The organism is uncultured Microbacterium sp. (assembly GCF_963528945.1).
Classification (GTDB): domain Bacteria; phylum Actinomycetota; class Actinomycetes; order Actinomycetales; family Microbacteriaceae; genus Microbacterium.
The window spans coordinates 1,366,940-1,393,487 of record NZ_CAURWX010000001.1 but is presented as its reverse complement, the minus strand read 5'-3'; the positions used below and the strand labels follow the sequence as shown (position 1 = coordinate 1,393,487).

The 26,548-nt window shown below is 69.5% G+C and carries 25 protein-coding genes and 2 tRNA genes; 23 read left to right on the top strand and 4 right to left on the bottom strand.

Annotated features, from left to right (window positions below; translation table 11 throughout):
* Positions 1 to 5 precede the first annotated feature (5 nt).
* From rapZ to RWS82_RS06640, 8 genes are all read left to right on the top strand, one after another.
* Complete coding sequence (gene rapZ / locus RWS82_RS06675) at positions 6 to 878, top strand: RNase adapter RapZ (RefSeq protein ID WP_314647984.1); 873 nt, start codon at positions 6 to 8, stop codon at positions 876 to 878.
* 67 nt (positions 879 to 945) lie between these two features.
* Positions 946 to 1,923, top strand: coding sequence for a DNA-binding protein WhiA (whiA, locus tag RWS82_RS06670; RefSeq protein WP_314647982.1), 978 nt, complete (start codon positions 946 to 948; stop codon positions 1,921 to 1,923).
* Positions 1,924 to 2,108: 185 nt separating this feature from the next.
* A complete protein-coding gene (locus tag RWS82_RS06665) occupies positions 2,109 to 2,735 on the top strand; it encodes a superoxide dismutase (RefSeq protein WP_314647980.1) in 627 nt (208 codons plus the stop codon).
* A gap of 103 nt (positions 2,736 to 2,838) precedes the next feature.
* A complete protein-coding gene (gene gap, locus RWS82_RS06660; RefSeq protein WP_314647979.1) occupies positions 2,839 to 3,843 on the top strand; it encodes a type I glyceraldehyde-3-phosphate dehydrogenase in 1,005 nt (334 codons plus the stop codon).
* Positions 3,844 to 3,853: 10 nt separating this feature from the next.
* Complete coding sequence (locus RWS82_RS06655) at positions 3,854 to 5,068, top strand: phosphoglycerate kinase (protein ID WP_314647978.1); 1,215 nt, start codon at positions 3,854 to 3,856, stop codon at positions 5,066 to 5,068.
* A complete protein-coding gene (gene tpiA / locus RWS82_RS06650) occupies positions 5,059 to 5,850 on the top strand; it encodes a triose-phosphate isomerase (RefSeq protein ID WP_314647976.1) in 792 nt (263 codons plus the stop codon). The genes RWS82_RS06655 and tpiA overlap by 10 nt, the downstream gene beginning before the upstream one ends.
* An 82-nt stretch (positions 5,851 to 5,932) precedes the next feature.
* A complete protein-coding gene (secG, locus tag RWS82_RS06645) occupies positions 5,933 to 6,181 on the top strand; it encodes a preprotein translocase subunit SecG (RefSeq protein ID WP_247622132.1) in 249 nt (82 codons plus the stop codon).
* Positions 6,181 to 6,534, top strand: coding sequence for an RNA polymerase-binding protein RbpA (locus RWS82_RS06640; protein WP_314647973.1), 354 nt, complete (start codon positions 6,181 to 6,183; stop codon positions 6,532 to 6,534). Before secG ends, RWS82_RS06640 begins: the two co-directional genes overlap by 1 nt.
* A 69-nt stretch (positions 6,535 to 6,603) precedes the next feature.
* On the opposite strand, the gene RWS82_RS06635 is transcribed toward RWS82_RS06640, so the two are convergent.
* A complete protein-coding gene (locus tag RWS82_RS06635) occupies positions 6,604 to 7,827 on the bottom strand; it encodes a hypothetical protein (protein ID WP_314647972.1) in 1,224 nt (407 codons plus the stop codon).
* A gap of 95 nt (positions 7,828 to 7,922) precedes the next feature.
* Positions 7,923 to 7,993: transfer RNA gene (locus RWS82_RS06630), tRNA-Gly, on the bottom strand.
* A gap of 107 nt (positions 7,994 to 8,100) precedes the next feature.
* Between RWS82_RS06630 and RWS82_RS06625 the strand changes: the two genes are divergently transcribed.
* From RWS82_RS06625 to clpX, 10 genes are all read left to right on the top strand, one after another.
* Positions 8,101 to 8,174 (top strand) — tRNA-Pro (locus RWS82_RS06625).
* Between the two features lie 63 nt (positions 8,175 to 8,237).
* Complete coding sequence (tig, locus tag RWS82_RS06620; protein ID WP_314647971.1) at positions 8,238 to 9,749, top strand: trigger factor; 1,512 nt, start codon at positions 8,238 to 8,240, stop codon at positions 9,747 to 9,749.
* 91 nt (positions 9,750 to 9,840) lie between these two features.
* Positions 9,841 to 10,335 carry a tetratricopeptide repeat protein gene (locus RWS82_RS06615; protein WP_314647970.1) on the top strand — a complete coding sequence of 165 codons (495 nt, stop codon included), beginning with the start codon at positions 9,841 to 9,843 and terminating at the stop codon, positions 10,333 to 10,335.
* Positions 10,336 to 10,416: 81 nt separating this feature from the next.
* Positions 10,417 to 11,007, top strand: a complete 591-nt coding sequence (locus RWS82_RS06610; RefSeq protein ID WP_314647969.1) for an ATP-dependent Clp protease proteolytic subunit — start codon at positions 10,417 to 10,419, stop codon at positions 11,005 to 11,007.
* Between the two features lie 20 nt (positions 11,008 to 11,027).
* Entirely contained in the window at positions 11,028 to 11,669 is a 642-nt protein-coding gene (locus RWS82_RS06605) for an ATP-dependent Clp protease proteolytic subunit (RefSeq protein ID WP_314647968.1), read from the top strand.
* A gap of 152 nt (positions 11,670 to 11,821) precedes the next feature.
* Positions 11,822 to 12,757, top strand: a complete 936-nt coding sequence (locus RWS82_RS06600; protein ID WP_314647966.1) for a sugar-binding domain-containing protein — start codon at positions 11,822 to 11,824, stop codon at positions 12,755 to 12,757.
* On the top strand, positions 12,754 to 13,755 hold the full coding sequence (deoC, locus tag RWS82_RS06595) for a deoxyribose-phosphate aldolase (RefSeq protein ID WP_314647964.1): 1,002 nt from the start codon (positions 12,754 to 12,756) through the stop codon (positions 13,753 to 13,755). The genes RWS82_RS06600 and deoC overlap by 4 nt, the downstream gene beginning before the upstream one ends.
* Positions 13,756 to 13,767: 12 nt before the next feature.
* Entirely contained in the window at positions 13,768 to 15,210 is a 1,443-nt protein-coding gene (locus RWS82_RS06590) for an aldehyde dehydrogenase family protein (RefSeq protein ID WP_314647963.1), read from the top strand.
* Positions 15,207 to 16,058, top strand: coding sequence for an aldehyde dehydrogenase family protein (locus RWS82_RS06585; RefSeq protein ID WP_314647961.1), 852 nt, complete (start codon positions 15,207 to 15,209; stop codon positions 16,056 to 16,058). The genes RWS82_RS06590 and RWS82_RS06585 overlap by 4 nt, the downstream gene beginning before the upstream one ends.
* 155 nt (positions 16,059 to 16,213) lie before the next feature.
* On the top strand, positions 16,214 to 17,482 hold the full coding sequence (gene clpX / locus RWS82_RS06580; protein WP_314647960.1) for an ATP-dependent Clp protease ATP-binding subunit ClpX: 1,269 nt from the start codon (positions 16,214 to 16,216) through the stop codon (positions 17,480 to 17,482).
* A gap of 61 nt (positions 17,483 to 17,543) precedes the next feature.
* Here the strand turns inward: clpX and RWS82_RS06575 are convergent, their stop codons facing one another.
* Both RWS82_RS06575 and valS read right to left on the bottom strand, forming a co-directional pair.
* A complete protein-coding gene (locus tag RWS82_RS06575; protein ID WP_314647959.1) occupies positions 17,544 to 17,759 on the bottom strand; it encodes a hypothetical protein in 216 nt (71 codons plus the stop codon).
* The gene (gene valS / locus RWS82_RS06570; RefSeq protein WP_314647958.1) at positions 17,759 to 20,374 is read right to left on the bottom strand and encodes a valine--tRNA ligase; all 2,616 of its coding nucleotides are present in this window, start codon (positions 20,372 to 20,374) and stop codon (positions 17,759 to 17,761) included. The genes RWS82_RS06575 and valS overlap by 1 nt, the downstream gene beginning before the upstream one ends.
* Before the next feature lie 180 nt (positions 20,375 to 20,554).
* Here valS and RWS82_RS06565 point away from each other — a divergent pair, with 180 nt between their 5' ends.
* The 5 genes from RWS82_RS06565 to RWS82_RS06545 all read left to right on the top strand — a co-directional run bounded on the left by RWS82_RS06565 (position 20,555) and on the right by RWS82_RS06545 (position 26,470).
* On the top strand, positions 20,555 to 22,168 hold the full coding sequence (locus RWS82_RS06565) for an ABC transporter substrate-binding protein (protein WP_314647956.1): 1,614 nt from the start codon (positions 20,555 to 20,557) through the stop codon (positions 22,166 to 22,168).
* A 32-nt stretch (positions 22,169 to 22,200) separates the two neighbouring features.
* Positions 22,201 to 23,145 carry an ABC transporter permease gene (locus RWS82_RS06560; RefSeq protein WP_314647955.1) on the top strand — a complete coding sequence of 315 codons (945 nt, stop codon included), beginning with the start codon at positions 22,201 to 22,203 and terminating at the stop codon, positions 23,143 to 23,145.
* On the top strand, positions 23,142 to 23,954 hold the full coding sequence (locus RWS82_RS06555) for an ABC transporter permease (RefSeq protein WP_314647954.1): 813 nt from the start codon (positions 23,142 to 23,144) through the stop codon (positions 23,952 to 23,954). Before RWS82_RS06560 ends, RWS82_RS06555 begins: the two co-directional genes overlap by 4 nt.
* Positions 23,951 to 25,444 (top strand): ABC transporter ATP-binding protein, encoded by a 1,494-nt coding sequence (locus RWS82_RS06550; RefSeq protein ID WP_314647953.1) that lies wholly within the window; start codon positions 23,951 to 23,953, stop codon positions 25,442 to 25,444. The genes RWS82_RS06555 and RWS82_RS06550 overlap by 4 nt, the downstream gene beginning before the upstream one ends.
* Positions 25,445 to 26,146: 702 nt before the next feature.
* Positions 26,147 to 26,470 carry a DUF559 domain-containing protein gene (locus tag RWS82_RS06545; protein ID WP_314647952.1) on the top strand — a complete coding sequence of 108 codons (324 nt, stop codon included), beginning with the start codon at positions 26,147 to 26,149 and terminating at the stop codon, positions 26,468 to 26,470.
* Positions 26,471 to 26,548: the final 78 nt, after the last annotated feature.

Sequence of the window (26,548 nt, the reverse complement as noted above, 5' to 3'; positions counted from 1 at the left end):
CTGCGATGACCGAGTCCGAGCAGGGCGAGTTCCTCATCGTCACGGGAATGTCGGGCGCGGGGCGGACGACCGTCGCGAACGCCCTGGAGGACCTCGGCTGGTACGTGGTCGACAACCTCCCGCCGCAAATCCTTCGACCGCTGATCGACCTGACCGACATGGGTGGCGACGCGCTGCCGAAGGTCGCCGCCGTGGTCGACGTGCGCGGCGGCAGTCTGTTCGACGATTTCCCCGAGGTCGCCCGGCTGCTGCGTTCGCGCGGCTCGGTGCGGGTGCTGTTCCTCGAGGCGTCCGACGACGTGCTCGTCCGCCGGTTCGAGGCGGTCCGCCGTCCTCACCCGCTGCAGGGCGACGGCACTCTGCTCGACGGCATCCGCAAGGAGCGGGCGCGGCTGGCCCCGATCCACGAGTCCGCCGACATGGTGATCGACACCTCCAGCTCGAACATCCACCAGCTCGCCACCCAGGTCTCCGAACTCTTCTCCGCCGAGGGGCAGGCACGGCACCGCGTCACGCTGCTCAGTTTCGGCTTCAAGTACGGTCTGCCGACCGACGTCGACCTCGTGGCCGACATGCGGTTCCTGCCGAACCCGTTCTGGAACGAGGAGCTGCGCGGACTGACCGGTCAGGACGAGGCCGTGCGCGACTACGTCTTGTCGCGAGAGGGAGCCGGGGAGTTCCTCGACGCGTACGCGACCGCGCTCGTCCCCGTACTCGAGGGCTACCAGCGCGAGAACAAGAGCCACTCGACCATCGCCATCGGATGCACGGGCGGGAAGCACCGTTCCGTGGCGATGTCGGAGGAGCTGGGGCGGCGGTTGGCGGCGATTCCCGGTGTGGCTGTCAGCGTGCGTCACCGCGACCTCGGGCGCGAGTAGGAGAGCGACCAGAAGGTAAGCTGGACGTTTGCGTCGCGACCCGGCGCGTGAACGGAGAAGGAGTCTCGTGGCACTCACCACCGACGTCAAAGCAGAACTCGTCAGCATTCGGAACGCACCTCCGACGGTGCGCGTCTCCGAGGTGACCGCCATCCTCCGGTTCGCCGGGGGACTCCACTCCATCGCCGGTCGCGTCGCGGTCGAGGCCGAGGTCGACGCCGAGACTCTCGCGCGCCGCGTCGCCCGCGATCTCGCCGAGATCTACGGCGTCCGCCCCGAGATCGCCCAGGTGCAGTCGAGCACCGCCAACGACGGCGCCCGCTGGGCCGTGCGCGTCATCGAATCCGGCGAGACCCTCGCCCGCCAGACCGGACTGCTCGACCAGCGTCGCCGCCCGGTGCGCGGGCTGCCGAACCGCCTCACCACCGGTTCCCGCTCGGAGCTCGCCGGTCTCTGGCGCGGCGCCTTCCTCGCTGCGGGCACGCTCAGCGAACCGGGCCGCTCGGCCATGCTCGAGGTGGTCTGCCCCACGTCCGAAGCGGCGATGGCACTCGTCGGCGCCGCCCATCGCCTCGGCGTTGCCGCGAAGGCCCGCGAGGTGCGGGGCATGCCGCGCGTCGTCGTGCGCGAGGGTGAGGCCATCCGAGGCATCCTCAACGAGATGGGTGCGCGCCGCACAGCGGTCGCCTGGGAGGAGATGCGCCAGCGCCGCGAGGTGCGCGCAGGTGTGAACCGCCTGGTGAACTTCGACGACGCGAACCTCCGCCGCTCGGCGCAGGCCGCCGTGGCCGCCTGCGCGCGTGTCGAGCGCGCCCTCGAGATCCTCGGCGACGAGGTTCCGGCGCACCTGAAGGTCGCCGGCGAGCTGCGCCTCGCCCATCGCGACGCCAGCCTCGACGAACTCGGTCACCACGCGGAGCCGCCCATGACCAAGGATGCCGTCGCCGGGCGCATCCGCCGTCTCCTCGCCATGGCCGACAAGAAGGCCCAGAGTGACGGCGTGCCCGGCACGGAAGCGGCGGTCCCCGCGGGGCTGGACGTCTGATCCGACGGATTCCACACGAGAGCCGACCCTGTCAAGGGGTCGGCTCTCTTCGTCATCCGGCGGAAGGATCGGAGGCCGCCGGGCGTTGTCATCACTAGGATGAGAGACGTCCGCTCCACGCCGCACTTCGGTGGCGCGGAGGATCGGCAAGCGCCGCGGCGCGGCGCGGATTGGATGAAAGCGATATGGCGACCTACACGCTCCCCGACCTCCCGTACGACTTCGCAGCCCTCGAGCCGCACATCAGCGGCAAGATCATGGAACTGCATCACGACAAGCACCACCAGGCGTACGTCACCGGTGCCAACACCGCGCTCGAGCAGCTCGCCGAGGCGCGCGAGACCGGCAACCTCGCCAACGTGAACAAGCTCGAGAAGGACCTCGCGTTCAACCTCGGCGGCCACGTCAACCACTCCATCTTCTGGACGAACCTCTCGCCGAACGGCGGCGGCCAGCCCGAGGGCGAGCTCAGCGCCGCGATCGACGAGTTCTTCGGATCGTTCGAGAAGTTCCAGGCCCACTTCACCGCCGCTGCCACCGGCATCCAGGGCTCCGGCTGGGCCGTGCTGAGCTGGGACCCGATCGGCGCCCGCCTCATCATCCAGCAGCTCTTCGACCAGCAGTCGAACACCGCGCAGGGCACGGTGCCGCTGTTCCAGCTCGACATGTGGGAGCACGCCTTCTACCTCGACTACCTCAACGTGAAGGCCGACTACGTCAAGGCCGCGTGGAACATCGCGAACTGGGAGAACGTCGCCCAGCGCTTCGAAGTGGCCCGCGAGAAGACCTCGGGCCTGCTGGTACTGTCGTAAACAAGACGGGCGTCCCGACGGGCGCAACGCTCGTCGGGACGCCGTCGTCCATGCTTCTCTAGTAGAAACCGCGCTCACGCGCACGAGAAATCAGGAGACCTGAGTGTCTGTCAAGATCGGTATCAACGGCTTCGGCCGTATCGGACGCAACTACTTCCGCGCGGCTCTCGCGCAGGGAGCGGACATCGAAATCGTCGCGGTCAACGACCTCACCGACAACAAGACCCTGGCGCACCTGCTGAAGTACGACTCGATCACGGGCCGCCTCGACGCCGACGTCACCTACGACGAGAACAGCATCACCGTCAACGGCAACGTCATCAAGGCCTTCGCCGAGCGCGACCCCGCGAACCTCCCCTGGGGCGAGCTGGGTGTCGACATCGTCATCGAGTCGACCGGCTTCTTCACCAAGGCCGAGCTCGCCAAGAAGCACATCGAGGCCGGCGCGAAGAAGGTCCTCATCTCGGCTCCCGCCACGGGTGACGACGCGACCATCGTGATGGGCGTGAACGAGGACACCTACAACCCCGAGACCGACCACATCATCTCGAACGCTTCGTGCACGACGAACTGCCTCGCGCCCCTGGCCAAGGTCTTCAACGACGCCTTCGGCATCGAGACCGGCCTGATGACGACGGTGCACGCCTATACGGCCGACCAGAACCTCCAGGACGGCCCGCACAGCGACCTGCGTCGCGCCCGTGCCGCCGCGATCAACATCGTCCCCACCTCCACCGGTGCGGCGAAGGCGATCGGCCTGGTCCTGCCCGAGCTCAAGGGCAAGCTCGATGGCTTCGCGCTGCGCGTTCCGGTGCCCACCGGCTCGATCACCGACCTCACGATCACCACGAAGAACCCGGTGACCGTCGACGAGATCAAGGCGGCGTACAAGGCTGCAGCCGAGGGCCCGCTCAAGGGCATCCTCAAGTACACCGAGGACGAGATCGTCTCGAGCGACATCACGACCGACCCGCACTCGTCGATCTTCGATGCCGGCCTGCTGCGCGTCATCGGCAACCAGGTCAAGCTGTCCAGCTGGTACGACAACGAGTGGGGCTACTCCAACCGTCTCGTCGACCTGACCGAGTACGTCGCCGAGCGTCTCTGACTCCGCGCCCATGACTCTGCGCACCCTGGACTCCTTGGGTCCGCTCGAGGGCAAGCGCGTCATCGTCCGTTGTGACCTCAACGTCCCCCTGCGGGACGGGGTCATAACGGACGATGGTCGTGTACGCGCCTCGTTGCCGACCCTCAACGCACTCATCAACGCGGGTGCCCGCGTGGTGGTGTGCTCCCACCTCGGCCGCCCCGACGGCGCGCCCGATCCCCAGTACAGCCTCGCCCCGGTCGCTCAGCGGCTGTCGGAGCTGCTCGGCAAGCCGGTCGCGTTCGCGCGCGACACCGTCGGCGAGTCGGCGCAGGAGGCTGTCGCCGCCCTCGACGACGGCGACGTCGTCGTGATCGAGAACCTGCGATTCAACCCGGGGGAGACCTCGAAGGACGACGAGACGCGCGCGGCGTTCGCCCGCGAGCTCGCCGCGCTGGGCGACGTGCTGGTGTCGGACGGCTTCGGCGTCGTGCACCGCAAGCAGGCGAGCGTCTACGACCTCGCCGAGCTGCTGCCGTCGGCCGCGGGCCTGCTGATCGCCACCGAGCTCGAGGTGCTCGACCGCCTGACGGAGAACCCCGAGCGGCCCTACGCGGTCGTGCTCGGCGGGTCGAAGGTCAGCGACAAGCTCGGTGTGATCTCGCACCTGCTGCCGCGTGTGGATCGCATCCTCGTCGGTGGCGGGATGCTGTTCACCTTCCTCAAGGCGCAGGGGCACGACGTGGCCGCGAGCCTGCTCGAGGAGGACCAGCTCGACACCGTCCGCGGTTACATCCGCGAGGCGGAGGAGCGGGGCGTCGAGCTCGTGCTGCCGACCGATGTCGTCGTGGCGTCGTCGTTCTCTGCGGATGCCGACCATGAGGTCGCCGCTGCGGACGCGATCGGGTCGACGGCGTTCGGGGAGTCCGGAATCGGTCTCGACATCGGCCCGGAGACCGCGGCGCGGTTCGCCGACGTGATCCGCTCGTCGCGCACCGTGTTCTGGAACGGGCCCATGGGCGTGTTCGAGTTCGAGGCGTTCGCGGCAGGGACGAAGGCCGTCGCCCAGGCACTCACCGAGGTCGACGGACTCAGCGTCGTCGGCGGGGGAGACTCCGCCGCGGCCGTTCGTCAGCTCGGATTCACCGACGACCGGTTCGGGCACATCTCGACCGGTGGCGGCGCGAGCCTCGAATTCCTCGAGGGCAAGAAACTACCCGGCCTGGAGGTGCTCGGATGGCAGTGAACACCCGGACCCCGCTCATCGCGGGCAACTGGAAGATGAACCTCGACCACCTGCAGGCAGTCGCCTTCGTGCAGAAGCTGCACTGGACCCTGAAGGATGCGAAGCACGAGGAGGGCTCGGTCGAGGTCGCGGTGTTCCCGCCCTTCACCGACATCCGCAGCGTGCAGACGCTGATCGACGCCGACAAGATTCCGTTCGCCCTCGGCGCGCAGGATGTCTCGGCGCACGACTCGGGCGCGTACACCGGCGAGGTCTCCGGTGCGTTCCTCGCGAAGCTCGACGCGAAGTACGTCATCATCGGCCACTCGGAGCGCCGCGAGTACCACGCGGAATCCGACGACGTCGTCGCGGCCAAGGTGCAGGCCTCGCTGAAGCACCGCCTCGTGCCGGTGATCTGCGTGGGTGAGACGGCGGCCGACCTCGAGGAGTTCGGTGCCAGCGCCGTGCCCGTGGGGCAGCTCGAGAAGGCGCTCGCGAACGTGTCCGCGACGGCGGACATCGTCGTGGCCTACGAGCCGGTCTGGGCGATCGGCTCGGGCCAGGCGGCCACACCCCAGCAGGCGCAGGACGTCTGCGCGACCCTCCGCGGCGTGGTGGCGAAGGCCCTGGGCGATGAGGCGGCGGCACGCACGCGCATCCTCTACGGCGGTTCGGTCAAGGCGGCGAACATCGCCAGCTTCATGCGCGAGCCCGATGTCGATGGCGCCCTGGTGGGCGGCGCGAGCCTGGTCGTCGACGAGTTCGCGGCGATCATCCGCTTCGAGAAGCACGTCGGAGTGTGAGTGCGGCGGGGCTGCGGCCCCGCTGCACCGTATACTTGACCGTTACCGGGGCTGTCCTGCCCCAGCGAAAGGCTCTTTCCTCGTGGCAATTCTCGAGTTCGTCCTGCAGGTCGTGCTGGGTATCACCAGCGTCCTGCTGACTCTCCTCATCCTCTTGCACAAGGGTCGCGGTGGCGGCCTCTCCGACATGTTCGGCGGAGGCATGTCCTCGGCGGTCGGTTCGTCCGGCCTCGCCGAGCGCAACCTCAACCGCTTCACGGTGGTGCTGGCGCTGGCCTGGTTCGTCGCGATCGTCGCGCTGGGCCTCATCACGAAGTTCGAGGTGATCTGATGGCCACCGGTGGAAACGCCATTCGCGGCACGCGGGTCGGCTCCGGCCCGATGGGCGAGCAGGACCACGGCTACCACGCCGACCGCATCGCGGTGTCGTACTGGGACGGCCTCGGCAACGAGACCGTGCGCTACTTCGCGGCAGGACTGCCCGAAGAGGAGATCCCGGAGATCATCGACCACCCGCAGTCCGGCCTCCCGGCCGGCCGCGACAAGGAGAACCCGCCGGCGGTCGCGAAGGCCGAGCCGTACAAGACGCATCTCGCCTACGTGAAGGAGCGCCGTACGGACGAAGAGGCGGTTCAGCTGCTCGAGGATGCACTGAACCAGCTGCGCGAGCGCCGCGGGCAGTGAGCCCCGCCGGAGACAGACATGAAGAAGCCCCCGGGAGACCGGGGGCTTCTTCATGTCTGTCTCCGGGGATCAACGGCATCCGTACGCCGCATCGATGTAGCTCTGCGGCGGGTATCCGTACGCCCAGACGCCGTTGGCGTCATCGCTGAACCCCATCCCGATCGCCCAGGCGGTGGCCCACTTCTCGATGCTGTCCTGGGTGGACGAGTCGTACATGTCCTCGCACTTCACGCTGATCGCGTGACCGACCTCGTGCGCCACCAGCGCCTTGCTGCGGTCGGCCGGCCACTGCTCGGCGACCGAGTTCGACAGGAGCATGACCGAGCGGTCGGGCTCGTCCCACCACCACGTTGTGTAGCCGCCCATGCTGCCCTGGTCGCCGTAGCCGTTCACGATCGGCGCCCAATCGAACTCCAGCAGCACCCCGGGCGCGAGCGAGCGGGCGAATGCCTCGATCTCGAGGCGGGCGGCACGCAGAGGGCCGTCCTTCTCGGCCAGTTCCGCCGCCTCGGACTCCACGACCTTGGCGGCCGCCGCCTGCAGCTGGGCGAAGCGGGTGACCGCATCGTCGTCCAGCGCGGTCGGGGCGACGGTCGAAGACGCGGCATTGCGCAGCGCGATCACGTCATCGTTGCGGGCGGAGATGTGCGCGGTCTCGAAGGCACCCGCCGCCGCGGACGCACCGCTGATGATCGCCACACCGGCATCCGAGAGCTGACCGTCCGACGTCTCGACCACGGTGACCTGCGCCTCGGCCTCGTCCTCGACGTCTTCGGCGTCGGTCTGGGCCTGCTCGAGCTCGTCCGCGCCGGCGAAGAGCTCCCAGAACCATCCGGGCTTGGTCGGCTCGGCTTCCAGCTCGGTGCCGAGGATCTCGTCGGTCGTGGTCGACACCTCGCTCGCGTCGGCGACGGCCGCGTCGATCGCGTCGAGCGGAACGGCATCCATCAACGCGCCGGTGTTCCCCGCGAGGAGCGCGTCGGCGGATGCTGCGGTGGCGGCGAGTTCGGCGTCGGCGGCCTCGAGGTCGGAGAGGGCGCTCTGCGCCTCCCCGCGTGCCGCGGCGTACGCGGCGGCGGTGTCGTCGAAGCGCAGGTTCGCACTCGTCTGCACGGCGGCGAATGCGCCCCCGATGACAACGGCGGCGGTCGCACCGATGATCAGTCCGCGTGGTACTCGGCGCCGCCGCCGCGAGGCCTCGCGCGCCGCCCCGCCGAACTGCGGCGGGAGGAGATGGATGCCGTGGCCGGCGGGATGGGGCGGGCCACTCTCGGATCGGAACGCATCGCTCACGGGCTTCCCCCTCGTCCTGCCGTCGGTGCGATATTCCCCGAGTCTAGGAGAGGAGACGACGAAGGCCCCCATCTTTCGACGAGGGCCTTCTCCAGAGGGGCTGACGGGAATCGAACCCGCGTCATTAGTTTGGAAGACTAAGGCTTTACCATTAAGCTACAGCCCCGAATTCCCGGGCGCACGGCGCCGGTGGGGACTCATCGATCATAGCGGACGATCGGGTGTGCTCCTGTCCGTTAGACTCGTGGGGGCCGAATCTGCGCGCGGATTCCCCGGGGCGTAGCTCAGTTTGGTAGAGCGCCCGCTTTGGGAGCGGGAGGTCGCAGGTTCAACTCCTGTCGCCCCGACACGGCCCCCGAAGTCTCGAAGCCGCGGGTGCACCGCGGAGATCACAAGGAGAACACACCAGCATGGCGAACAGCACCGTCGAGAAGCTGACCCCGACCCGGGTCAAGCTCAGCATCACGGTCACCCCGGACGACCTCAAGCCCAGCATCGCGCACGCCTACGAGCACATCGCGCAGGACGTCCAGATCCCCGGCTTCCGCAAGGGCAAGGTGCCTGCGCCGATCATCGACCAGCGCATCGGCCGCGGTGCCGTCATCGAGCACGCCGTCAATGAGGGTCTGGACAAGTTCTTCCGCGACGCGACGGTCGAGCACAAGCTGCGCATCGTCGGCCGTCCGGCGGCCGAGATCACCCAGTGGCCGAACGAGAAGGACTTCTCGGGCGACCTGCTGGTCGACGTCGAGGTCGACGTGCGCCCCGAGATCGAGCTCCCCTCGTACGACGGCATCACCGTGACCGTCGACGCGGTCGAGGCCGACGACGCGGCGCTCGACGCCGAGCTCGAGAACATGCGGGCCCGCTTCGGCACCCTGGTGCCGGTCGACCGTCCCGCCGCCAAGGGCGACTTCGTCGAGCTCGACCTCGTCGCCACGATCGACGGTGCGGAGATCGACCGCGCCGAGGGCGTCTCCTACGAGGTCGGCTCGGGCGAGCTGCTCGAGGGCATCGACGACGCCATCGAGTCGCTGACGGCCGGCGAGGACACCACGTTCCGTTCGAAGCTCGTCGGCGGCGACCACGCCGGTTCCGAGGCCGAGGTCTCGGTGTCGGTCAAGGCCGTCAAGGAGCGCGAGCTGCCCGAGGCGGACGACGACTTCGCGCAGATCGCCAGCGAGTTCGACACCATCGCCGAGCTGCGCGCCAGCCTCGCCGAGCGCGTCGCCCAGCAGGGTGTCTTCACGCAGGGTTCCGCCGCGCGCGACAAGCTGGTCGAGACGCTGCTGGAGCAGATCGAGATCCCCGTGCCGCCGCAGCTCATCGAGGACGAGGTGCACAACCACCTCGAGGGCGAGGGCCGTCTCGAGGACGAGGTGCACCGCGCCGAGGTGACCGAGGCGAGCGAGAAGCAGTTCCGCACGCAGGTGCTGCTCGATACGATCGCCGAGCAGGCCGACGTGCAGGTGTCGCAGGAGGAGCTGAGCCAGTACCTCATCCAGTCGGCCGCCCAGTACGGGATGGCTCCGCAGGAGTTCGTCGAGGCGCTGCAGTCGTCGAACCAGCTCCCGGCTCTCGTCGGCGAGGTCGCGCGCAACAAGGCGCTCGCGATCGCGCTGGGCAAGGTGAAGGTCGTCGACACCAACGGCAAGGCCGTCGATCTGTCCGACTTCGTCGTGACCGACGACGAGGACGAGCAGGGCACGGACTCCGAGGCTGCCGCCGAGGAGAAGCCCGCCAAGAAGCCGGCGGCGAAGAAGGCTCCCGCCAAGAAGGCTGCGGCCAAGAAGGACGACGCCGAGAAGGCGGATGCCGACGAGAAGGCTGCCGACGAGAAGCCCGCCGCCAAGAAGCCGGCGGCGAAGAAGCCCGCCGCCAAGAAGGCTCCGGCCAAGAAGGCGGCCGACACGGCTGAGTGATCGCGTCGAGTGATCACCGCGGTCACCGCATGATCGAGAGGGGCGGATGCTACGGCATCCGCCCCTTTCCGTACCGACCGGAGGACGAGGGATGAAGAGCTGGGACGAACGGGTCGATGAGGTCTGGGCGCAGGCGTCCGGCGAGGAGGTCGGTGCCGAGACCATCGCGCGCATCGACGCCCTCGCGGCCGAGCGAGGGGTGGACGACGGGCGGGCGGAGTTCGAGCGTGCCGGGGCCCGCGACTCCGCCGGGCTCCCGGCCGAGGCGGTCGCACTGTACCGACGGGCGCTCGCGCTCGGACTCGACGAGGAGCATCGTCCGCAGTGCGTCGTGCAGCTGGCGAGCTCGCTCCGCAACCTCGGAGAGTATTCGGCGGCGCTCGAAGTGCTGGACGACGAGCAGGACCGTGCGCCGGACGGTCGCTACGGAGATGCGCTGGCCACCGTTCGAGCGCTCGTGCTGGCCAGCTCCGGCCGCCCGGCCGCCGGCCTGTCGGTGGCGCTCCTCGCCCTCGTGCCGCACCTGCCGCGGTATCACCGCTCGATGACCGCCTACGCGCTCGAGATCGCCGACCGCGACACCTGATATGCCGACGGCGAACACGGGCGGAGGGCTCCGTCCGCGCCGGTAGATTCGAATCACCGAAACACGGAAACAGGAGCTGACATGGCTGCAGAACCCCTTGTCGCGACGAGCGTCTTCGACAGGCTGCTCAGAGATCGCATCATCTGGCTGGGCTCGGAGGTGCGTGACGAGAACGCCAACGAGATCTGCGCGAAGATCCTTCTTCTCGCCGCAGAGGACTCGGAAAAGGACATCTACCTCTACATCAACTCGCCCGGTGGATCGATCACCGCGGGCATGGCGATCTACGACACGATGCAGTTCGTTCCGAACGACATCGTGACCGTCGGCATCGGCATGGCCGCCTCGATGGGTCAGCTGCTCCTCACGAGCGGCACCAAGGGCAAGCGCTACATCACCCCGAACGCGCGTGTGCTGCTCCACCAGCCGCACGGCGGCTTCGGCGGAACCGCGAGCGACATCCAGACGCAGGCTCAGCTGATCCTGTCGATGAAGAGCCGTCTCGCCGAGATCACCGCCGGTCAGACGGGCAAGAGCGTCGAGCAGATCAACGCCGACGGCGACCGCGACCGCTGGTTCACCGCCGAGGAGGCGCTCGAGTACGGCTTCGTCGACCACATCCGCGAGCACGCCACCGACGTGACCGGTGGCGGCGGCACGGGCGCCGAGTGACGGATTCGAGGAGACAACGCATGTACACACCCACGTTCCAGTCCGCCGGAAACCTGCCCTCCAGCCGCTACGTGCTCCCGCAGTTCGAAGAGCGCACGGCCTACGGCTTCAAGCGCCAGGACCCGTACAACAAGCTCTTCGAGGACCGGGTCATCTTCCTCGGCGTGCAGGTCGACGACGCATCGGCCGATGACGTCATGGCGCAGCTGCTGGTGCTCGAGAGCCAGGACTCCGAGCGCGACATCACCATGTACATCAACTCGCCCGGTGGATCGTTCACCGCGATGACGGCGATCTACGACACGATGCAGTACGTCGCGCCGCAGATCCAGACCGTCGTGCTCGGCCAGGCGGCTTCCGCTGCGGCGGTGCTGCTGGCGGCCGGTGCACCCGGAAAGCGCCTGGCGCTGCCGAACGCCCGCGTGCTGATCCACCAGCCCGCGATGGGCGAGGCCGGCCACGGTCAGGCATCGGACATCGAGATCCAGGCGGCGGAGATCCTCCGCATGCGCACCTGGCTCGAGGAGACCCTCGCCGGTCACACGAAGAAGTCGGTCGAAGAGGTGAACCGCGACATCGATCGCGACAACATCCTCTCGGCCAACCAGGCTCTCGAGTACGGCATTGTCGATCAGGTGCTCACCACGCGCAAGCGCGCCTGAGTCTTCGGCACGAACGGGGCGTCGGTCTGCGGACCGGCGCCCCGTCGTCGTCTCCACCAGATGTGCGTGGCCGTCCGAGAATCTGCTCATATGAGCACGCGCGTGCACCGAAGCGGCTGGCGACGTACCCTGGGGGAGGAGAGGAGGATGCCGTGGAAGACGAACTGTTGATGGTCCGGGTCGCCGAGCTGTACTACGACGAGGACAAGACGCAGGACGAGATCGGCGGCCTCCTCAAGATCTCGCGCTGGAAGGTCGGTCGTCTGCTGACCCAGGCCCGCGAACGCGGCATCGTGCGCATCGAGATCGTTCACCCGCGCGCCAGACGCCTCGGGCTCGAGCGAGAGCTCGTCGAGCGCTTCGGCCTCTCCGACGCCGTCGTGGTGCCCTCACCGGACGGCGACGACGGCACTCTCGAGCGCGTGGCGCAGGCCGCCGCCGACCTTCTCGCCGCGCTCCGACCGGTGCCGAGAACCCTCGGTGTGAGCTGGGGCCGCACGCTGCGCGCGGTCGCCGAGGCCCTCCCCGTGGACTGGGCGCACGGCGTGTCGGTGGTGCAGCTCAACGGAGGCGTGAGCCTGAACCGGCGTTCCGGAGGCGCTGCCGGTCTCGCGGTGACCATCGCGCAGCGAGGCAACGGCCAGGTGTCTCTCCTGCCGAGCCCCGCGATCCTCGAACGCGTCGAGACGAAGCGTGCCATCGAGGCCGACCGCACCGTCGCGGCCGTCCTGGAGCAGGCGGCCGATGCGCAGGCGTTCCTGTTCACCGCCGGCCCCTGCGACGCCACGTCCGCGCACGTCGAGAACGGCTATCTGAGCGCCGCCGACGTCGAGGAGCTCGCCCGCCGCGGCGCGGTCGGCGATGTGCTCGGCCGCTACGTCGACGCCGAGGGGAACATCGTCGACGCGCAGCTCGACGAGCGCACGGTCGGGGTCGACCTCGACCGTCTGCGCGGCGCCCCGCGCGCGATCTTCGTCACCGCCGGCGCCGCCAAGCACGACGTCGCCCGCACCGTGGTGGCCAACGGCCTCTGCGGGGTCGTGGTGACCGATGAGACCACAGCACGAGCATTGTTGGAGGAACGATGACGACCAAGGAACTCGCACGCCGGACGGCGGTGGACGTGCTCGGCGGAGACCCCGACGACGCGACGCTCCGCCGCTTCCTGCACGGACTGCCGGGCGTCGATGCCGTCGGGCTGGAGCAGCGCGCCGCCGGCCTGGGCACGCGCTCGATCAAGACCACGTCGAAGGCATGGGCCCTCGACACGATCATCCGCCTCATCGACCTGACGACCCTCGAGGGCGCGGACACGCCTGGCAAGGTGCGCTCCCTCGTCGCGAAGGCGAAGAATCCGGATGCCGCCGACCCGAGCACCCCAAAGGTCGCCGCCGTCTGCGTCTACGGCGACATGGTCGCGGATGCCGTCGACGCGCTGGGCGCCCAGCACGGTGACCCCGACGATGGGCTGATCTCGGTCGCCGCAGTCGCGACGGCCTTCCCCAGCGGTCGTTCGTCGCTCGCGATCAAGCTCGCCGACACGGCGGAGGCGGTCGCCGCGGGCGCCGACGAGATCGACATGGTCATCGACCGCGGGGCCTTCCTGTCCGGACGGTACGGCCTCGTCTTCGATCAGATCGCTCAGGTCAAGGAGGCGTGCCGCCGCGAAGACGGGACGTACGCCTCACTCAAGGTGATCCTCGAGACCGGCGAACTCAACACCTACGACAACATCAAGCGCGCGTCGTGGCTCGGCATCCTGGCGGGCGGCGACTTCATCAAGACATCGACCGGGAAGGTGCAGCCCGCGGCGACCCTGCCGACCACGCTGCTCATGCTCGAGACGGTCCGGGACTGGCACCGCGGTACCGGGCAGCGCATCGGCGTGAAGCCCGCCGGCGGCATCCGCTCGTCGAAGGACGCGATCAAGTACCTCGTGACCGTCGCCGAGACCGTGGGGGAGGAGTGGCTGCAGCCGCACCTGTTCCGCTTCGGCGCCTCGAGCCTGCTCAACGACGTGCTCCTGCAGCGGCAGAAGCTCACCACCGGCCACTACTCCGGCTCCGACTACGTCACGATCGACTGACGGGAAACGCACATGTCATTTCTGGAATACGCTCCCGCGCCGGAGTCCACGGCGCTGCTGAACCTCAAGGACAGCTACGGCCTGTTCATCGACGGTCAGTTCGTCGACGGCTCGGGCGACGGCTTCACCACCATCTCCCCGGCGACCGAGCAGCGCATCGCCGAGATCGCGACCGCCTCGGACGCGGACGTCGACCGTGCCGTCGCCGCAGCGCGACGGGCCTACGAGAAGACCTGGTCGCGCATGAGCGGCCGCGACCGCGGGAAGTACCTCTTCCGCATCGCGCGCCTCGTGCAGGAGCGCGCCCGTGAGCTCGCGGTCGCCGAGAGCCTCGACAACGGCAAGCCGATCAAGGAGAGTCGCGACGTCGACGTGCCGCTGGTCGCCGCCTGGTTCTTCTACTACGCGGGGTGGGCCGACAAGCTCGACCACGCGGGCCTCGGCGCGAACCCGCAGTCGCTCGGGGTCGCGGGTCAGGTCATCCCGTGGAACTTCCCGCTGCTCATGCTGGCGTGGAAGGTCGCCCCGGCCCTCGCCGCGGGTAACACCGTGGTGCTGAAGCCTGCCGAGACGACGCCGCTCACGGCGCTGATCTTCGCGGAGATCCTGCAGCAGGCCGATCTGCCGGCGGGTGTCGTCAACATCGTCACCGGTGCCGGCGCGACCGGCGCCGCGCTCGTCCGCCACCCCGACGTCGACAAGGTGGCCTTCACCGGCTCGACCGGCGTGGGCCGCGACATCGCACGAGCGGTCGCCGGGACCGACAAGAAGGTGACGCTCGAACTCGGCGGCAAGGCCGCGAACATCGTGTTCGACGACGCACCCATCGACCAGGCCGTCGAGGGCATCGTGAACGGCATCTTCTTCAACCAGGGGCACGTGTGCTGCGCCGGCAGCCGGCTGCTCGTGCAGGAGTCGATCCACGACGAGGTCATCGATCGGCTGAAGGTGCGGCTCTCGACGCTCCGCCTCGGTGACCCGCTCGACAAGAACACCGACATCGGCGCCATCAACTCGGCGGCGCAGCTGGCCCGCATCCGCGAGCTCAGCGACATCGGCGAGGCCGAGGGGGCCGAGCGGTGGACCGCGGAGTGCGCCATCCCGGAGAAGGGATTCTGGTTCGCGCCGACCATCTTCACCGGCGTCGAGGCCTCGCACCGGATCGCCCGCGACGAGGTGTTCGGTCCGGTGCTGTCGGTCCTGACCTTCCGCACGCCGGCCGAGGCGATCGCCAAGGCCAACAACACCCCCTACGGCCTCTCGGCGGGCATCTGGTCCGACAAGGGGTCGCGCATCCTCGCCGTTGCCGACCGGCTGCGCGCTGGAGTGGTGTGGGCGAACACCTTCAACCGCTTCGACCCGTCGAGCCCTTTCGGCGGCTACAAGGAGTCCGGATACGGCCGTGAGGGCGGCCGCCAGGGTCTCACCGCCTACCTGAAGGGAGCGTCAGCATGAGCAAGCGTCTGACCGTGCCGAAGACCTACAAGCTCGCCATCGGCGGAGCGTTCCCGCGGAGCGAGTCCGGCCGCACCTACGAGGTGGTGTCGACGAAGGGCGGGTTCCTCGCGAACGCCGCGAAGGCGTCGCGCAAGGATGCCAGGGATGCCGTCGTCGCCGCGCGCGCCGCGGTGAAGGGGTGGTCGGGTGCGACCGCGTACAACCGCGGGCAGGTGCTCTACCGCGTCGCGGAGGTGCTCGAAGGACGCCGTGCGCAGTTCATCGACGAGATCATGGCGCAGGAGGGCGTCTCCGACCGGGCCGCTGCCGCCCAGGTCGACGAGGCGATCGACCTGTGGGTCTGGTACGCGGGCTGGTGCGACAAGTACGCACAGGTCGCCGGCAACGCCAACCCCGTGGCGGGGCCGTACTTCAACATCACGGTGCCCGAGCCGACGGGCGTGGTCGCGATCATCGCGCCGCAGGACTCGTCGCTGCTGGGGCTGGTCTCGGTCGTCGCCCCCGCGCTCGTCGCGGGCAACGCGGTCGTGGTCGTGGCGAGCGAGCGGTACCCGCTGTCGGCCATCAGTCTCGCCGAGGTGCTCGCCACGAGCGACGTCCCCGGCGGCGTGGTGAACGTGCTCACGGGGTCGCCGGCCGAGATCGCTCCGTGGCTCGCGTCACACCAGGACGTGAACGCCCTCGACCTGGCGGGTGCCGGTGCGCTCGACTGGGTCGACCTGCAGATCGCCGCCGCCGACACGCTGAAGCGGGTGCTGCCCCCCGGGGCCGTCGTGGCCTCGCCGGAGCGCATCGCGGCGTTCACCGAGGTCAAGACCGTCTGGCACACCAAGAGCATGGTCTGATCTCCGCATCCGCCCGAGGGGCCGGCCCGGCGCCCTGCGCGGGCCGGCCCTTCTGCCGTTCGGCGTGACACGGACGGCCGCCAATGCGTCCCCCTGTCGGATGCAGAGGTTAGGCTCGGAGGACGATCTCTGATCCCCCCACTAGGAGGACGCGCATGGCCCGTATCGGTGAAAGCGCTGACCTGTTCAAGTGCTCGTTCTGCGGAAAGAGCCAGAAGCAGGTGCAGCAGCTCATCGCCGGCCCCGGCGTATACATCTGCGACGAGTGCGTCGAGCTCTGCAACGAGATCATCGAGGAGCGGATGGCCGAGTCCTCCGCCGAGGGCGTCGCGGAGTTCCACCTGCCCAAGCCCCGCGAGATCTTCTCCTTCCTCGAGGAGTACGTCGTCGGACAGGAGCCCGCGAAGAAGGCCCTCGCCGTCGCGGTCTACAACCACTACAAGCGTGTCCGCGCCCACGGCACGCTGCAGCCCGCCGAGCAGAAGGCGGACGAGATCGAGATCGCGAAGAGCAACATCATGCTCATCGGTCCGACCGGTTGCGGCAAGACCTACCTCGCGCAGACCCTCGCCAAGCGGCTCAACGTGCCGTTCGCCGTGGCCGATGCCACCGCGCTCACCGAGGCCGGCTACGTGGGCGAAGACGTCGAGAACATCCTGCTCAAGCTCATCCAGGCCGCCGACTACGACGTCAAGCGCGCCGAGCAGGGCATCATCTACATCGACGAGATCGACAAGGTCGCTCGCAAGGCCGAGAACCCGTCGATCACCCGCGACGTGTCGGGGGAGGGCGTGCAGCAGGCGCTGCTCAAGATCCTCGAGGGCACGGTCGCCTCGGTCCCGCCGCAGGGCGGCCGCAAGCATCCGCACCAGGAGTTCCTGCAGATCGACACGACAAACGTGCTGTTCATCGTGGCCGGCGCGTTCGCCGGGCTCGAAGACATCGTGTCGGCCCGGGTCGGCAAGCACGGCATCGGGTTCGGTGCGCCGTTGCACGACAAGGGCAAGGACATCGACCTCTTCAGCGAGGTGCTGCCGGACGACCTGCACAAGTTCGGTCTCATCCCGGAGTTCATCGGTCGTCTGCCCGTGATCGCCTCGGTGTCGCCGCTCGACCAGGAGGCGCTCATCGACATCCTCACCGGGCCGCGCAACGCCCTGGTGAAGCAGTATCAGCGCATGTTCCAGCTCGACGGCGTGGAACTGGAGTTCGACGACGACGCGCTGCGTTCGATCGCCGACCTCGCGGTCGAGCGCAAGACCGGCGCCCGCGGGCTCCGGGCGATCCTCGAAGACGTGCTCGGCCCGATCATGTTCGAGATCCCGTCGGCCGAAGACGTCGCGAAGGTCATCGTCACCCGCGCCGCCGTCGACGAGGGGGCCCCGCCGACCATCGTCATGGAGCGCAAGCGCAAGAGCGCCTGAGTCATCCCACACGCAGGAGGCCCCGACATCGACGATGCCGGGGCCTCCTGCGTTCTCGGTGTCAGTCCTCGAAGGGCCGGGCGACGACCTCACCCGTGCGGGTCTGAAGGACCTCCCACCCGGCGTCGAGCTCGGCGATCGCGCGCCCCTCGAGCCAGGTGAGGGTCCAGTGACCGCTGAGCCCGCGCCCCTCCACCTCGGCGATCGCCGGGCGGAGGGCGGCGGGGACCGACGCCGGAGCCTCGGTCCCGGTCGCCCAGCGCGTGCCCAGCTGCATCACGATGCCTCCACCGGAGCGAGCTCGATCGCGGAGACCGCGAACTGCTCGCCCTCGACGAACGACAGGTCGGCGATGCGACCGACAGCGCGCAGATCGTCGGCGGCGGCACGCAACGCGTCGAGCTTCGCCGCGGGCGCCACGATCTCGGCACGGCTCACCGGCGTCTTCTGCGAGGCCTTCGCCTCGGTCTTCGCGCGGCGGATGCCGATGAGCGCCTCGCTGGCGGCGGCGAGCACAGCGGTGTCGCCGTCGATGCCGCGCGGCTCCGGCCAGACGGCCGTGTGGATCGAGCCCTCCTCGAACCACGACCACGCCTCCTCGGTCGCGAACGACAGCACCGGCGCGAGCAGACGGAGCAGGGTCGACAGGGCGAGGCGCAGCGCCAGGGCCGCGGATGCCTGTCCCACATCGTTCTGGTTGTAGGCGCGCTCCTTGACGAGCTCGAGGTAGTCGTCGCAGAACGTCCAGAAGAACGCCTCGGTCACCTCCAGTGCGCGGGCCTGATCGTAGTTCTCGAACGCCCGGGTGGCCTCGGCCACGACGCCGTCGAGCGCGGTGAGCATGGACGCGTCCAGCGCGTGCGTCACCTCTGCGCCCTCGGGCACGGGGAACGACAGCACGAACTTCGCGGCATTGAGCACCTTGATCGCGAGACGCCGGCCGATCTTGACCTGGGTCGGGTTCTGCGGATCGAACGCGGCGTCCGCCCCGAGGCGGCTCGACGCCGACCAGTAGCGCACGGCATCCGACCCGTGCGTGTCGAGGATGTCGGCCGGCGTGACGACGTTGCCCTTCGACTTCGACATCTTCTTGCGGTCGGGATCCACGATGAAGCCACTGATCGCGGCGTTGCGCCACGGCGAGCGGCCGTCTTCGAGCACCGAGCGCAGCATGGTGGAGAACAGCCAGGTGCGGATGATGTCCTGCCCCTGGGGGCGCAGGTCGAACGGGGCCGTGAGGTTCCACAGCTCCTCGTCGCGCTGCCAACCGCCCGCGAGCTGCGGGGTGAGCGACGAGGTCGCCCACGTGTCGAAGATGTCCGCCTCCGCGTCGAATCCGCCGGCCGCTCCGCGCTGCTCCTCGGTGTACCCCGGGGGCACGTCGGTCGTCGGGTCGATCGGCAGCGATGCGGCGTCGGGCACGATGACGCGGTCGTAGTCGCGCTCGCCGTTCTCGTCGAGGCCGTACCAGAGCGGGATCGGCACGCCGAAGAACCGCTGACGCGAGACCAGCCAGTCGCCGGTGAGGCCGCCGACCCAGTTCTCGTAGCGCACGCGCATGAAGTCGGGGTGCCACTTGAGCTCGGTGCCGTGGGAGAGGAGCTGGTCGCGCAGCTCGCCGTCGCGGGCGCCGTTGCGGATGTACCACTGCCGCGTCGACACGATCTCGAGCGGCCGGTCGCCCTTCTCGAAGAACTTCACGGCGTGCGAGAACGGCTTGCCGACGGCGGTCATGTCGCCCGTCTCCTGCAGCTTCTCGACGATCGCCTTGCGAGCGCTGAACACGGTCTTGCCGGCGACCTCTTCGGCGTACCAGGCCCGAGCCTCCGCGTTGCCGACCGTGTCGGGGGCATCCGGCAGGAAGCGGCCGTCGAGGCCGATCGTCGTCATGTTCGGCAGCGATTCGCCGTCGGCCGTGCGCAGCTCGCGCCACCAGATGATGTCGGTCACGTCGCCGAAGGTGCAGACCATCGCCGCACCGGTGCCCTTGTCGGGCTGCGCGAGGTGGTGGCCGTGGATCTCGATCTCGGCGCCGAAGAACGGCGTGCGCACCTTGGTGCCGATGAGGTGCTTGTGCGGGCCCTCGGGGTGCGTGACGATCGCGATGCACGCGGGCAGCAGTTCGGGACGGGTGGTGTCGATGGCGATCGACCCGGAGCCGTCGGCGAAGGGGAACTCGATGGTGTGGTACGCGGCCTGCTGGTCGCGGTCCTCGAGCTCGGCCTGCGCGATGGCCGACCGGAAGTCGATGTCCCACAGCGTCGGCGCGAGCGCCTGGTAGGCCTCGCCGCGCTCGAGGTTGCGCAGGAAGGCGAGCTGGCTCTGCCGGATCGTGTCGTCGGAGATCGTGCGGTAGGTCTGGGTCCAGTCGACGCTCAGTCCGAGCTGGCGGAACAGCGCCTCGAACTGCTTCTCGTCTTCGATGGTGAGGCGTTCGCACAGCTCGATGAAGTTGCGGCGGCTGATGGGCTTCTGGTCGGCCGCACGGCTCGACTTGTTGTCGCCGCCCTCGAACGGGGGAGTGAAGTCGGCCTCGTAGGGCAGCGAGGGGTCGCACCGGACGCCGTAGTAGTTCTGCACCCGACGTTCGGTGGGGAGCCCGTTGTCGTCCCACCCCATCGGGTAGAAGACGGTCTTGCCGCGCATGCGCTCGAACCGCGCCTTCACATCGGTGTGCGTGTACGAGAAGACATGGCCGATGTGCAGGCTGCCGGATGCCGTGGGCGGCGGGGTGTCGATCGAGTAGACGCCCTCGCGTCCGGCCTGCGCGGCACGGAGGCGGTCGAACAGGTAGGTGCCCTGCTCGGCCCAGGCGGCGTCCCACTTCGCTTCGAGGCCTTCGAGTGCGGGCTTGTCGGGAATCGGGTTCTGCGACGTGTCTGACGCGGACATGGAGGTCTCCTCGAGCGATGTATACGGCACTGTGTGAGCGTGCCTGAGTGTGGGTGTGCGGACCAGTCTATCGAGCGGGCCGGGCGCGGGTCGGACCGATGGATGCTCGGGCAGATCGACTGCGTCCAAGAATCCGCCGTAGACTGGGATCACCCCGCCCGATCGTCTCGAGGAACCCTCATGCCTGCAGCATCCGTGCGCCGTCTCCTGCCCGCGGCAGCCCTCTTCGCCGCCACCGCCCTGGTGCTCAGCGCCTGCTCCGCCGCCGGCGGTGGAGACGACGAGGGGGGAGAGCTCGTCTGGTCGATCGAGGGCGCGAACCTCTCGGCCGGGCACATGGATCCGCAGGTCAGCCAGCTCGACGTGTCGGGCATGGTGCAGCGGGCAGTGCTCGATTCGCTGGTCTTCCAGGAGGAGGACGGGTCGTTCTCGCCCTGGCTCGCCACCGAGTGGACCGTGTCGGATGACAGCACCGCGTACACCTTCACGCTCCGTGACGACGTGACCTTCACCGACGGGGAGCCGTTCGACGCCGCCGCCGTGAAGGCGAACTTCGACCGCATCGTCGACCCCGAGACCGCCTCGGCGCAGGCGGCCAGCATGATGGGCGCCGACTTCTACGCAGGCACCGAGGTCGTCGACGACCACACCGTGACGGTGCGCTTCACCCAGCCTTACGCCCCGTTCCTGCAGGCGGCCAGCACCCCGCAGCTCGGCTTCTACTCGCCGAAGGTGCTGGAGGAGTCGGCCGACCAGCTCAAGGCCGGCGGCCCCGGGATCACCGTCGGGACGGGTCCCTACGAGCTGACCGAGTACACCCCTGACCAGGAGCTCGTGTACACGCGCAACGACGACTACGCGTGGGGGCCGCACGGAGAGGACGCTCCCTCGGTCGAGACGCTGCGCGTCGAGATCCAGCCCGAGGCGTCGGTGCGCGCCGGTGTCGTGAAGAGCGGCGAAGCAGACCTCGCGAGCAACATCCCGCCGAACCTCGCCGGTGACCTCGGCGACGGCATCACGGTCGACTCGATCGAGTACCCGGGGCTTCCGTACTCGCTGTACCTCAACGAGAAACACGGCGTGTTCGCCGACGAGAAGGTGCGCCAGGCGTTCGCGCGCGGCATCGATGTCGACGCCGCCGTCGAGGAGATCTTCTTCGGCCAGTTCCCCCGCGCGTGGAGCGTGCTCAGCTCCACCACCCCCGGCTACGACGCCGACGTGGAGGGCTCCTGGGCCTTCGACCCCGACGAGGCGAACCGCCTGCTCGACGAGGCCGGCTGGACCCAGCGCGACGCCGACGGCATCCGCATGAAGGACGGTGAGCGTCTCTCCGTGCGCTGGATCGCCTGGACTCCCGTGCCCGACGACCGAGCAGCCCTCGCGAACGCGATCCAGTCCGACCTGAAGAAGATCGGCTTCGAGGTCGAGCGCGAGGTCCTCGAGCCCGGTGCCTACAACGAGCAGTACGAGCCGAAGACCTTCGACCTCACGGACTGGGGCTTCTCGGGAGTCGACCCCGACTTCCTGCGCTCGCACCTGCACACCGACGGATTCCAGAACGCCTCGCAGGTCACCGACCCCGCGATCGACGGCCTGCTCGAGACCGCGGTCGCGACCAGCGACCAGACCCAGCGCGACGACATCTACACGCAGCTGCAGGAATGGAACGCGACCTACACCGCGATCGTGCCGCTCTACAGCCCGTCGGCGATCACCGCGGTGGGCGAGCGCGTCGAAGGACTGCAGTACGACCTCTACGGTCGGCCGCTGTTCTACGATGTGACCGTCGGCTGACCCGGAGGCCGACCCGGCGTGGAGGGAGAGCGGTGAAGGCTGCGCTCGTGCGGATCGCCGGTCTCGCCGCCTCGGTCGTCGCCGTGCTGTGGGGTGCCGCGACCGTGGCATTCCTCGCATTCCGCGTGATCCCCGGCGACCCGGTGTCGGTCATGCTCGGACCGCAGGCCCAGGTGAGCGACGCCGTGAAAGACGGCATCCGCGCCGAGCTCGGACTCGATCGTCCGCCGCTGCAGCAGTACCTCGACTACCTCGGCGGGCTGCTGCGCGGCGACCTCGGGGAGTCGTATCAACTGCGGATGCCGGTGGCCGAGGTGATCGGGCGACAGCTCGGCGCGACCCTGCAGCTCTCGGCCCTCGCCCTCGTGATCGCGGTCGTCCTCGCTCTGACGGTCGCGCTGCTGGTGCGCGGCGACCCCGCGCGGTGGGTCGCCGCCGGCGTCGAACTCGTCGTGCTCTCGTCACCCGTGTTCTGGATCGGTCTCGTGCTGCTGAGCGTCTTCGCGTTCGGGCTCGGGTGGTTCCCCGTGTCGGGAGCGCGCAACCCGGCGACGCTCGTGCTCCCGGCGGTCACGCTCGCCCTGCCGGTGGCCGCGCTTCTCGGACAGGTGCTGCGCGACGGCCTCGTGCAGGCCGAGCGGCTGCCGTTCGCCGAGACGGTCCGTGCTCGCGGCGCCGGCCCCGGCTGGTTCACCCTCCGGCACGGACTGCGGCACGGCGCGTCGAGCGCCATCACCCTCACCGCGTACCTCACCGGCTCGGTGCTCGGCGGTGCCGTGCTCGTCGAGCAGGTGTTCGCACGACCCGGTCTCGGCCGGGTGACGCTCGCCGCGATCAGCGACCGCGACCTGCCCGTCATCACGGGGATCATCCTGCTCAGCGCCCTCGTGTTCGTGGTCGTGAACGTAGCGGTGGAGCTCGTGCATCCGCTTCTCGATCCCCGTCTGCGCTCCGCATCGACGAGGAGGGCGCGGTGACCCCCGGGCGGCGAGCGCTGCTCGGCGTCGCCGTCGCCGTGCTCGGCCTCGTGCTGCTGGCGGCGACGTTCCCTGCGCTCCTGTCGACCCACGACCCCGTGCTCACCGATGTGCGCGGTGCGTTGCTGCCACCCAGCACGGAGCATTGGTTCGGCACCGATCAGAGCGGCCGCGACGTGTATTCGCGGGTCGTGTTCGGCGCAGGACGCTCGGTGGGCATCGGTCTGCTCGCCACGGCGATCGCGCTCCTCATCGGGCTGACCGTCGGCGCGCTCGCCGGGATCGCCCCGCGGTGGATCGACGTCGCGCTCATGCGGGTCAACGACGTGCTCATGGCCTTCCCCGAGTTCCTCGTGGCGCTCGTGGTCATCGCGGTGCTCGGCCCCGGGCCCGTGAACGTCGCGATCGCCGTCACCCTGGCCGCCGCGCCCGTATACGTCCGCCTCGCCCGTGTGCAGACGCGCACCCTGCGTCTCGCCGAGCACGTCGAGGCCGCGCGCATCCTCGGCGTGCCCCGGGGGGCGGCCTTCCGCCGACACGTCGTGCCCGGCGTCGTCGGCGCGCTGAGCGTGCTCGCGACCATCGGCATCGGCTCGAGCATCCTCGCGGCGTCCGGTCTGAGCTTCCTCGGACTCGGCCCCAGCGAACCGACGCCCGAGTGGGGCCTGATGCTGGCCGGCGGGCGGAACGTGCTCGGACAGGCGTGGTGGATCTCGGTGTTCCCGGGCATCGCCATCACACTCACCGTCGTGGCGGCCACCGTCGTCGGGCGACTGCTGCGCGCCCGAGCGGAGGGGAGGGAGCGATGACCGCCGCCATCGAGGTCGAGAACCTCCGCATCGTCATCCGCGGCGCCGAGGTGGTGCGGGGGCTCTCGCTCACCGTCTCGCCGGGGGAGTGCGTCGCGATCGTCGGGGAGTCGGGGGCGGGCAAGTCGCTCACGGCACGGGCGCTGCTCGGACTCCATCCACCGGGCGCGGCGGTCTCCGCGGATGTGCTGCGCATCGACGGGGCCGACGTCCGCGGCGCGACCGAGCGTTCGTGGCGCCGCCTGCGCGGAGACACCGTGGCGCTCGTCGCGCAGGACGCGCTCGTCGCCCTCGATCCGCTGCAGCGCGTCGGATCGGAGGTCGCCGAGCCGCTCCGGCTGCACGGACGCGGCGGTGCGGGGTTGCGCGAACGCGTGCGCGACCTGCTCCGACGCGTATGGATGCCCGAACCCGAGCGGCGTGCACGGCAGTTCCCGCACGAACTCTCGGGGGGCCTGCGTCAGCGCGCTCTCATCGCCTCCGCGCTCGCCGCTGACCCCGCCGCCCTCATCGCCGACGAGCCCACCACGGCGCTCGACGCCACCGTCCAGGCGCGCATCCTCGACCTGCTCCGCGACATCGCCGACCAGAGGACCGCGGTGCTGTTCATCAGCCACGACTTCGCGGCGGTGCGCCGCATCGCCGACCGGGTGCTGGTGATGCGCGCGGGCGAGGTCGTCGAGCAGGGGCCTGTCGACGCGGTGCTCGGCGAGCCGCAGCATCCGTACACCCGTCAACTCATCGCGGCCACCCTCCATGAGCCGCGCGACGCGCATCCCGCGCTCTCGGCACCCGTGCTCACGGTGCAGGGAGTGTCGAAGGCCTTCGACGGGGTGCCCGCGATCGTCGATGCGCACGTCGAGGTGCGCGCGGGGCGCACGCTCGGGATCGTCGGCGAGTCCGGATCGGGCAAGACGACGCTCGCCCGCATCATCCTCGGAGTGGAACGGCCGGATGCCGGCGAGGTGCGGTGGCACGGCGCCCATCGCGTGCAGTTCGTGCACCAGAACCCGCTCGGGGCGTTCGACCCGCGGTGGACCGTCGGACGCTCGCTGCGGGAGGCGCTCGCCGCGGGGGGAGTGCCGCGTGCCCTCCGCCCCGTCCGGGTGCGCGAGCTGCTCGCCGAGGTCGACCTCGACGCCGGACTCGCCGACCGCCTCCCCTCCGCACTCTCCGGCGGACAGCGGCAGCGGGCGGCGATCGCCCGTGCGCTCGCCGCCGAGCCCGACGTGCTCGTGCTCGACGAGCCGGTGTCGGCCCTCGACCCGTCGGTGCGGGAACGCGTCCTCCGCCTGCTGCTGCGCCTCCAACGCGACCGTGACCTCACCATGCTGTTCGTCTCGCACGACCTCGACGTCGTGGGCGCCGTCGCCGATGACGTCATCGTCTTGCAGGACGGTCGGATCGTCGAGGAGGGAGCTGTGGCCGACGTGTTCGCCGCGCCGCAGCATCCGTTCACCCGCGAGCTCCTCGCGGCCTCTCGCCCCTAGCCCCGTCCCTCCCTCCCCACGCACGATCTCGCAGATCTGCACGATCTCGCAGGGGTTCGACGGTTCGGTTGCGGGATTGTGCAGAACTGCGAGCGCGGACTCGTCCTGCACCGCCACGCGGATGGGGCGGAGATGGCGTCAGGGGAGCGAAGGGAACAGGGGGCGGAGGCTGGGGGAGGCACAGTGGCGGGATGACCAGACATTCGGGCCCCGTCGCGGACCACATCGTCCAGCTCGGCGGCGTCGCTCGCACGACGACCCTGCAGGCGCGCGGCGTCAGTCGGCACCGGATCGACTCCGCGCTCCGGGCCGGCACCATCCGGCGCGTGCGGCACGGTTGGGTGGCTGTGCACGAAGCCCCGGGCGGGCTGGTCGCGGCGGCAGAGCAGGGAGTGGTGCTCACGTGCGTGACCCAGGCGCGTCGGCTGGGGCTCTGGGTGCACGCGGAGGCGTCTTCACCTCACGTGGGCGCCACTCCGGGAAGCGCGGTGCGCAGGCGTCCGGGGGTGCACGTGCATTGGGCGAAGCCCCTCCTTCCACGGCATCCGGATGCATTGGTCGATCCGATCGAGAACGTGCTCGCTCTCGTCGCCGACTGCGAGCCGTACGAGCAGGCGCTGGCCACCTGGGATTCCGCGCTGAACAAGGGCCTGGTCGATCGGGCCGCTCTCACGCGACTCCCGTTCAGCGGTGGCGCGTCGCGTGCTGGACGCTGCATGGCCGTTCGCCGATGCGGGGCTCGAGACCTACCTCCGTCCGCGGCTGCGATGGTTGCGGCTCCCGCTCTTCTTCCAGGTCTGGCTCATCGGCCATCGCGTGGATGCGCTGATCGGATCGCGTCTGGTCCTGCAGATCGATGGCGCCACCCATGTCGGCGCGCAGCGCTCGGAGGACATCAGGCACGACGCCCAGCTGAAACTCTCGGGCTATCACGTGATCCGCGTGGGCTACCGGCAGGTCATGGAGCACTGGGAGGTCGTGCAGGACCTCATCATGCGGGCCGTCGCCCAGGGGCTGCACCGATGACCAGCACATGCCCGCAGATCAGCACGATGTCGCAGAGCGGGAGGCAAATCGGTGCGAGATCGTGCAGAACTGCGAGAT

Bases quoted from the DNA above. Each gene is read 5' to 3' on its own strand.
- RWS82_RS06665 (WP_314647980.1), top strand. From the start codon at position 2,109: ATGGCGACCTACACGCTCCCCGACCTCCCGTACGACTTCGCAGCCCTC.
- valS (WP_314647958.1), bottom strand. From the start codon at position 20,374: ATGTCCGCGTCAGACACGTCGCAGAACCCGATTCCCGACAAGCCCGCA.
- RWS82_RS06655 (WP_314647978.1), top strand. From the start codon at position 3,854: ATGACTCTGCGCACCCTGGACTCCTTGGGTCCGCTCGAGGGCAAGCGC.
- RWS82_RS06605 (WP_314647968.1), top strand. From the start codon at position 11,028: ATGTACACACCCACGTTCCAGTCCGCCGGAAACCTGCCCTCCAGCCGC.
- deoC (WP_314647964.1), top strand. From the start codon at position 12,754: ATGACGACCAAGGAACTCGCACGCCGGACGGCGGTGGACGTGCTCGGC.
- tig (WP_314647971.1), top strand. From the start codon at position 8,238: ATGGCGAACAGCACCGTCGAGAAGCTGACCCCGACCCGGGTCAAGCTC.
- RWS82_RS06610 (WP_314647969.1), top strand. From the start codon at position 10,417: ATGGCTGCAGAACCCCTTGTCGCGACGAGCGTCTTCGACAGGCTGCTC.
- RWS82_RS06565 (WP_314647956.1), top strand. From the start codon at position 20,555: ATGCCTGCAGCATCCGTGCGCCGTCTCCTGCCCGCGGCAGCCCTCTTC.
- rapZ (WP_314647984.1), top strand. From the start codon at position 6: ATGACCGAGTCCGAGCAGGGCGAGTTCCTCATCGTCACGGGAATGTCG.
- RWS82_RS06590 (WP_314647963.1), top strand. From the start codon at position 13,768: ATGTCATTTCTGGAATACGCTCCCGCGCCGGAGTCCACGGCGCTGCTG.
- tpiA (WP_314647976.1), top strand. From the start codon at position 5,059: ATGGCAGTGAACACCCGGACCCCGCTCATCGCGGGCAACTGGAAGATG.
- clpX (WP_314647960.1), top strand. From the start codon at position 16,214: ATGGCCCGTATCGGTGAAAGCGCTGACCTGTTCAAGTGCTCGTTCTGC.
- RWS82_RS06640 (WP_314647973.1), top strand. From the start codon at position 6,181: ATGGCCACCGGTGGAAACGCCATTCGCGGCACGCGGGTCGGCTCCGGC.
- RWS82_RS06615 (WP_314647970.1), top strand. From the start codon at position 9,841: ATGAAGAGCTGGGACGAACGGGTCGATGAGGTCTGGGCGCAGGCGTCC.
- RWS82_RS06550 (WP_314647953.1), top strand. From the start codon at position 23,951: ATGACCGCCGCCATCGAGGTCGAGAACCTCCGCATCGTCATCCGCGGC.
- RWS82_RS06575 (WP_314647959.1), bottom strand. From the start codon at position 17,759: ATGCAGCTGGGCACGCGCTGGGCGACCGGGACCGAGGCTCCGGCGTCG.
- RWS82_RS06585 (WP_314647961.1), top strand. From the start codon at position 15,207: ATGAGCAAGCGTCTGACCGTGCCGAAGACCTACAAGCTCGCCATCGGC.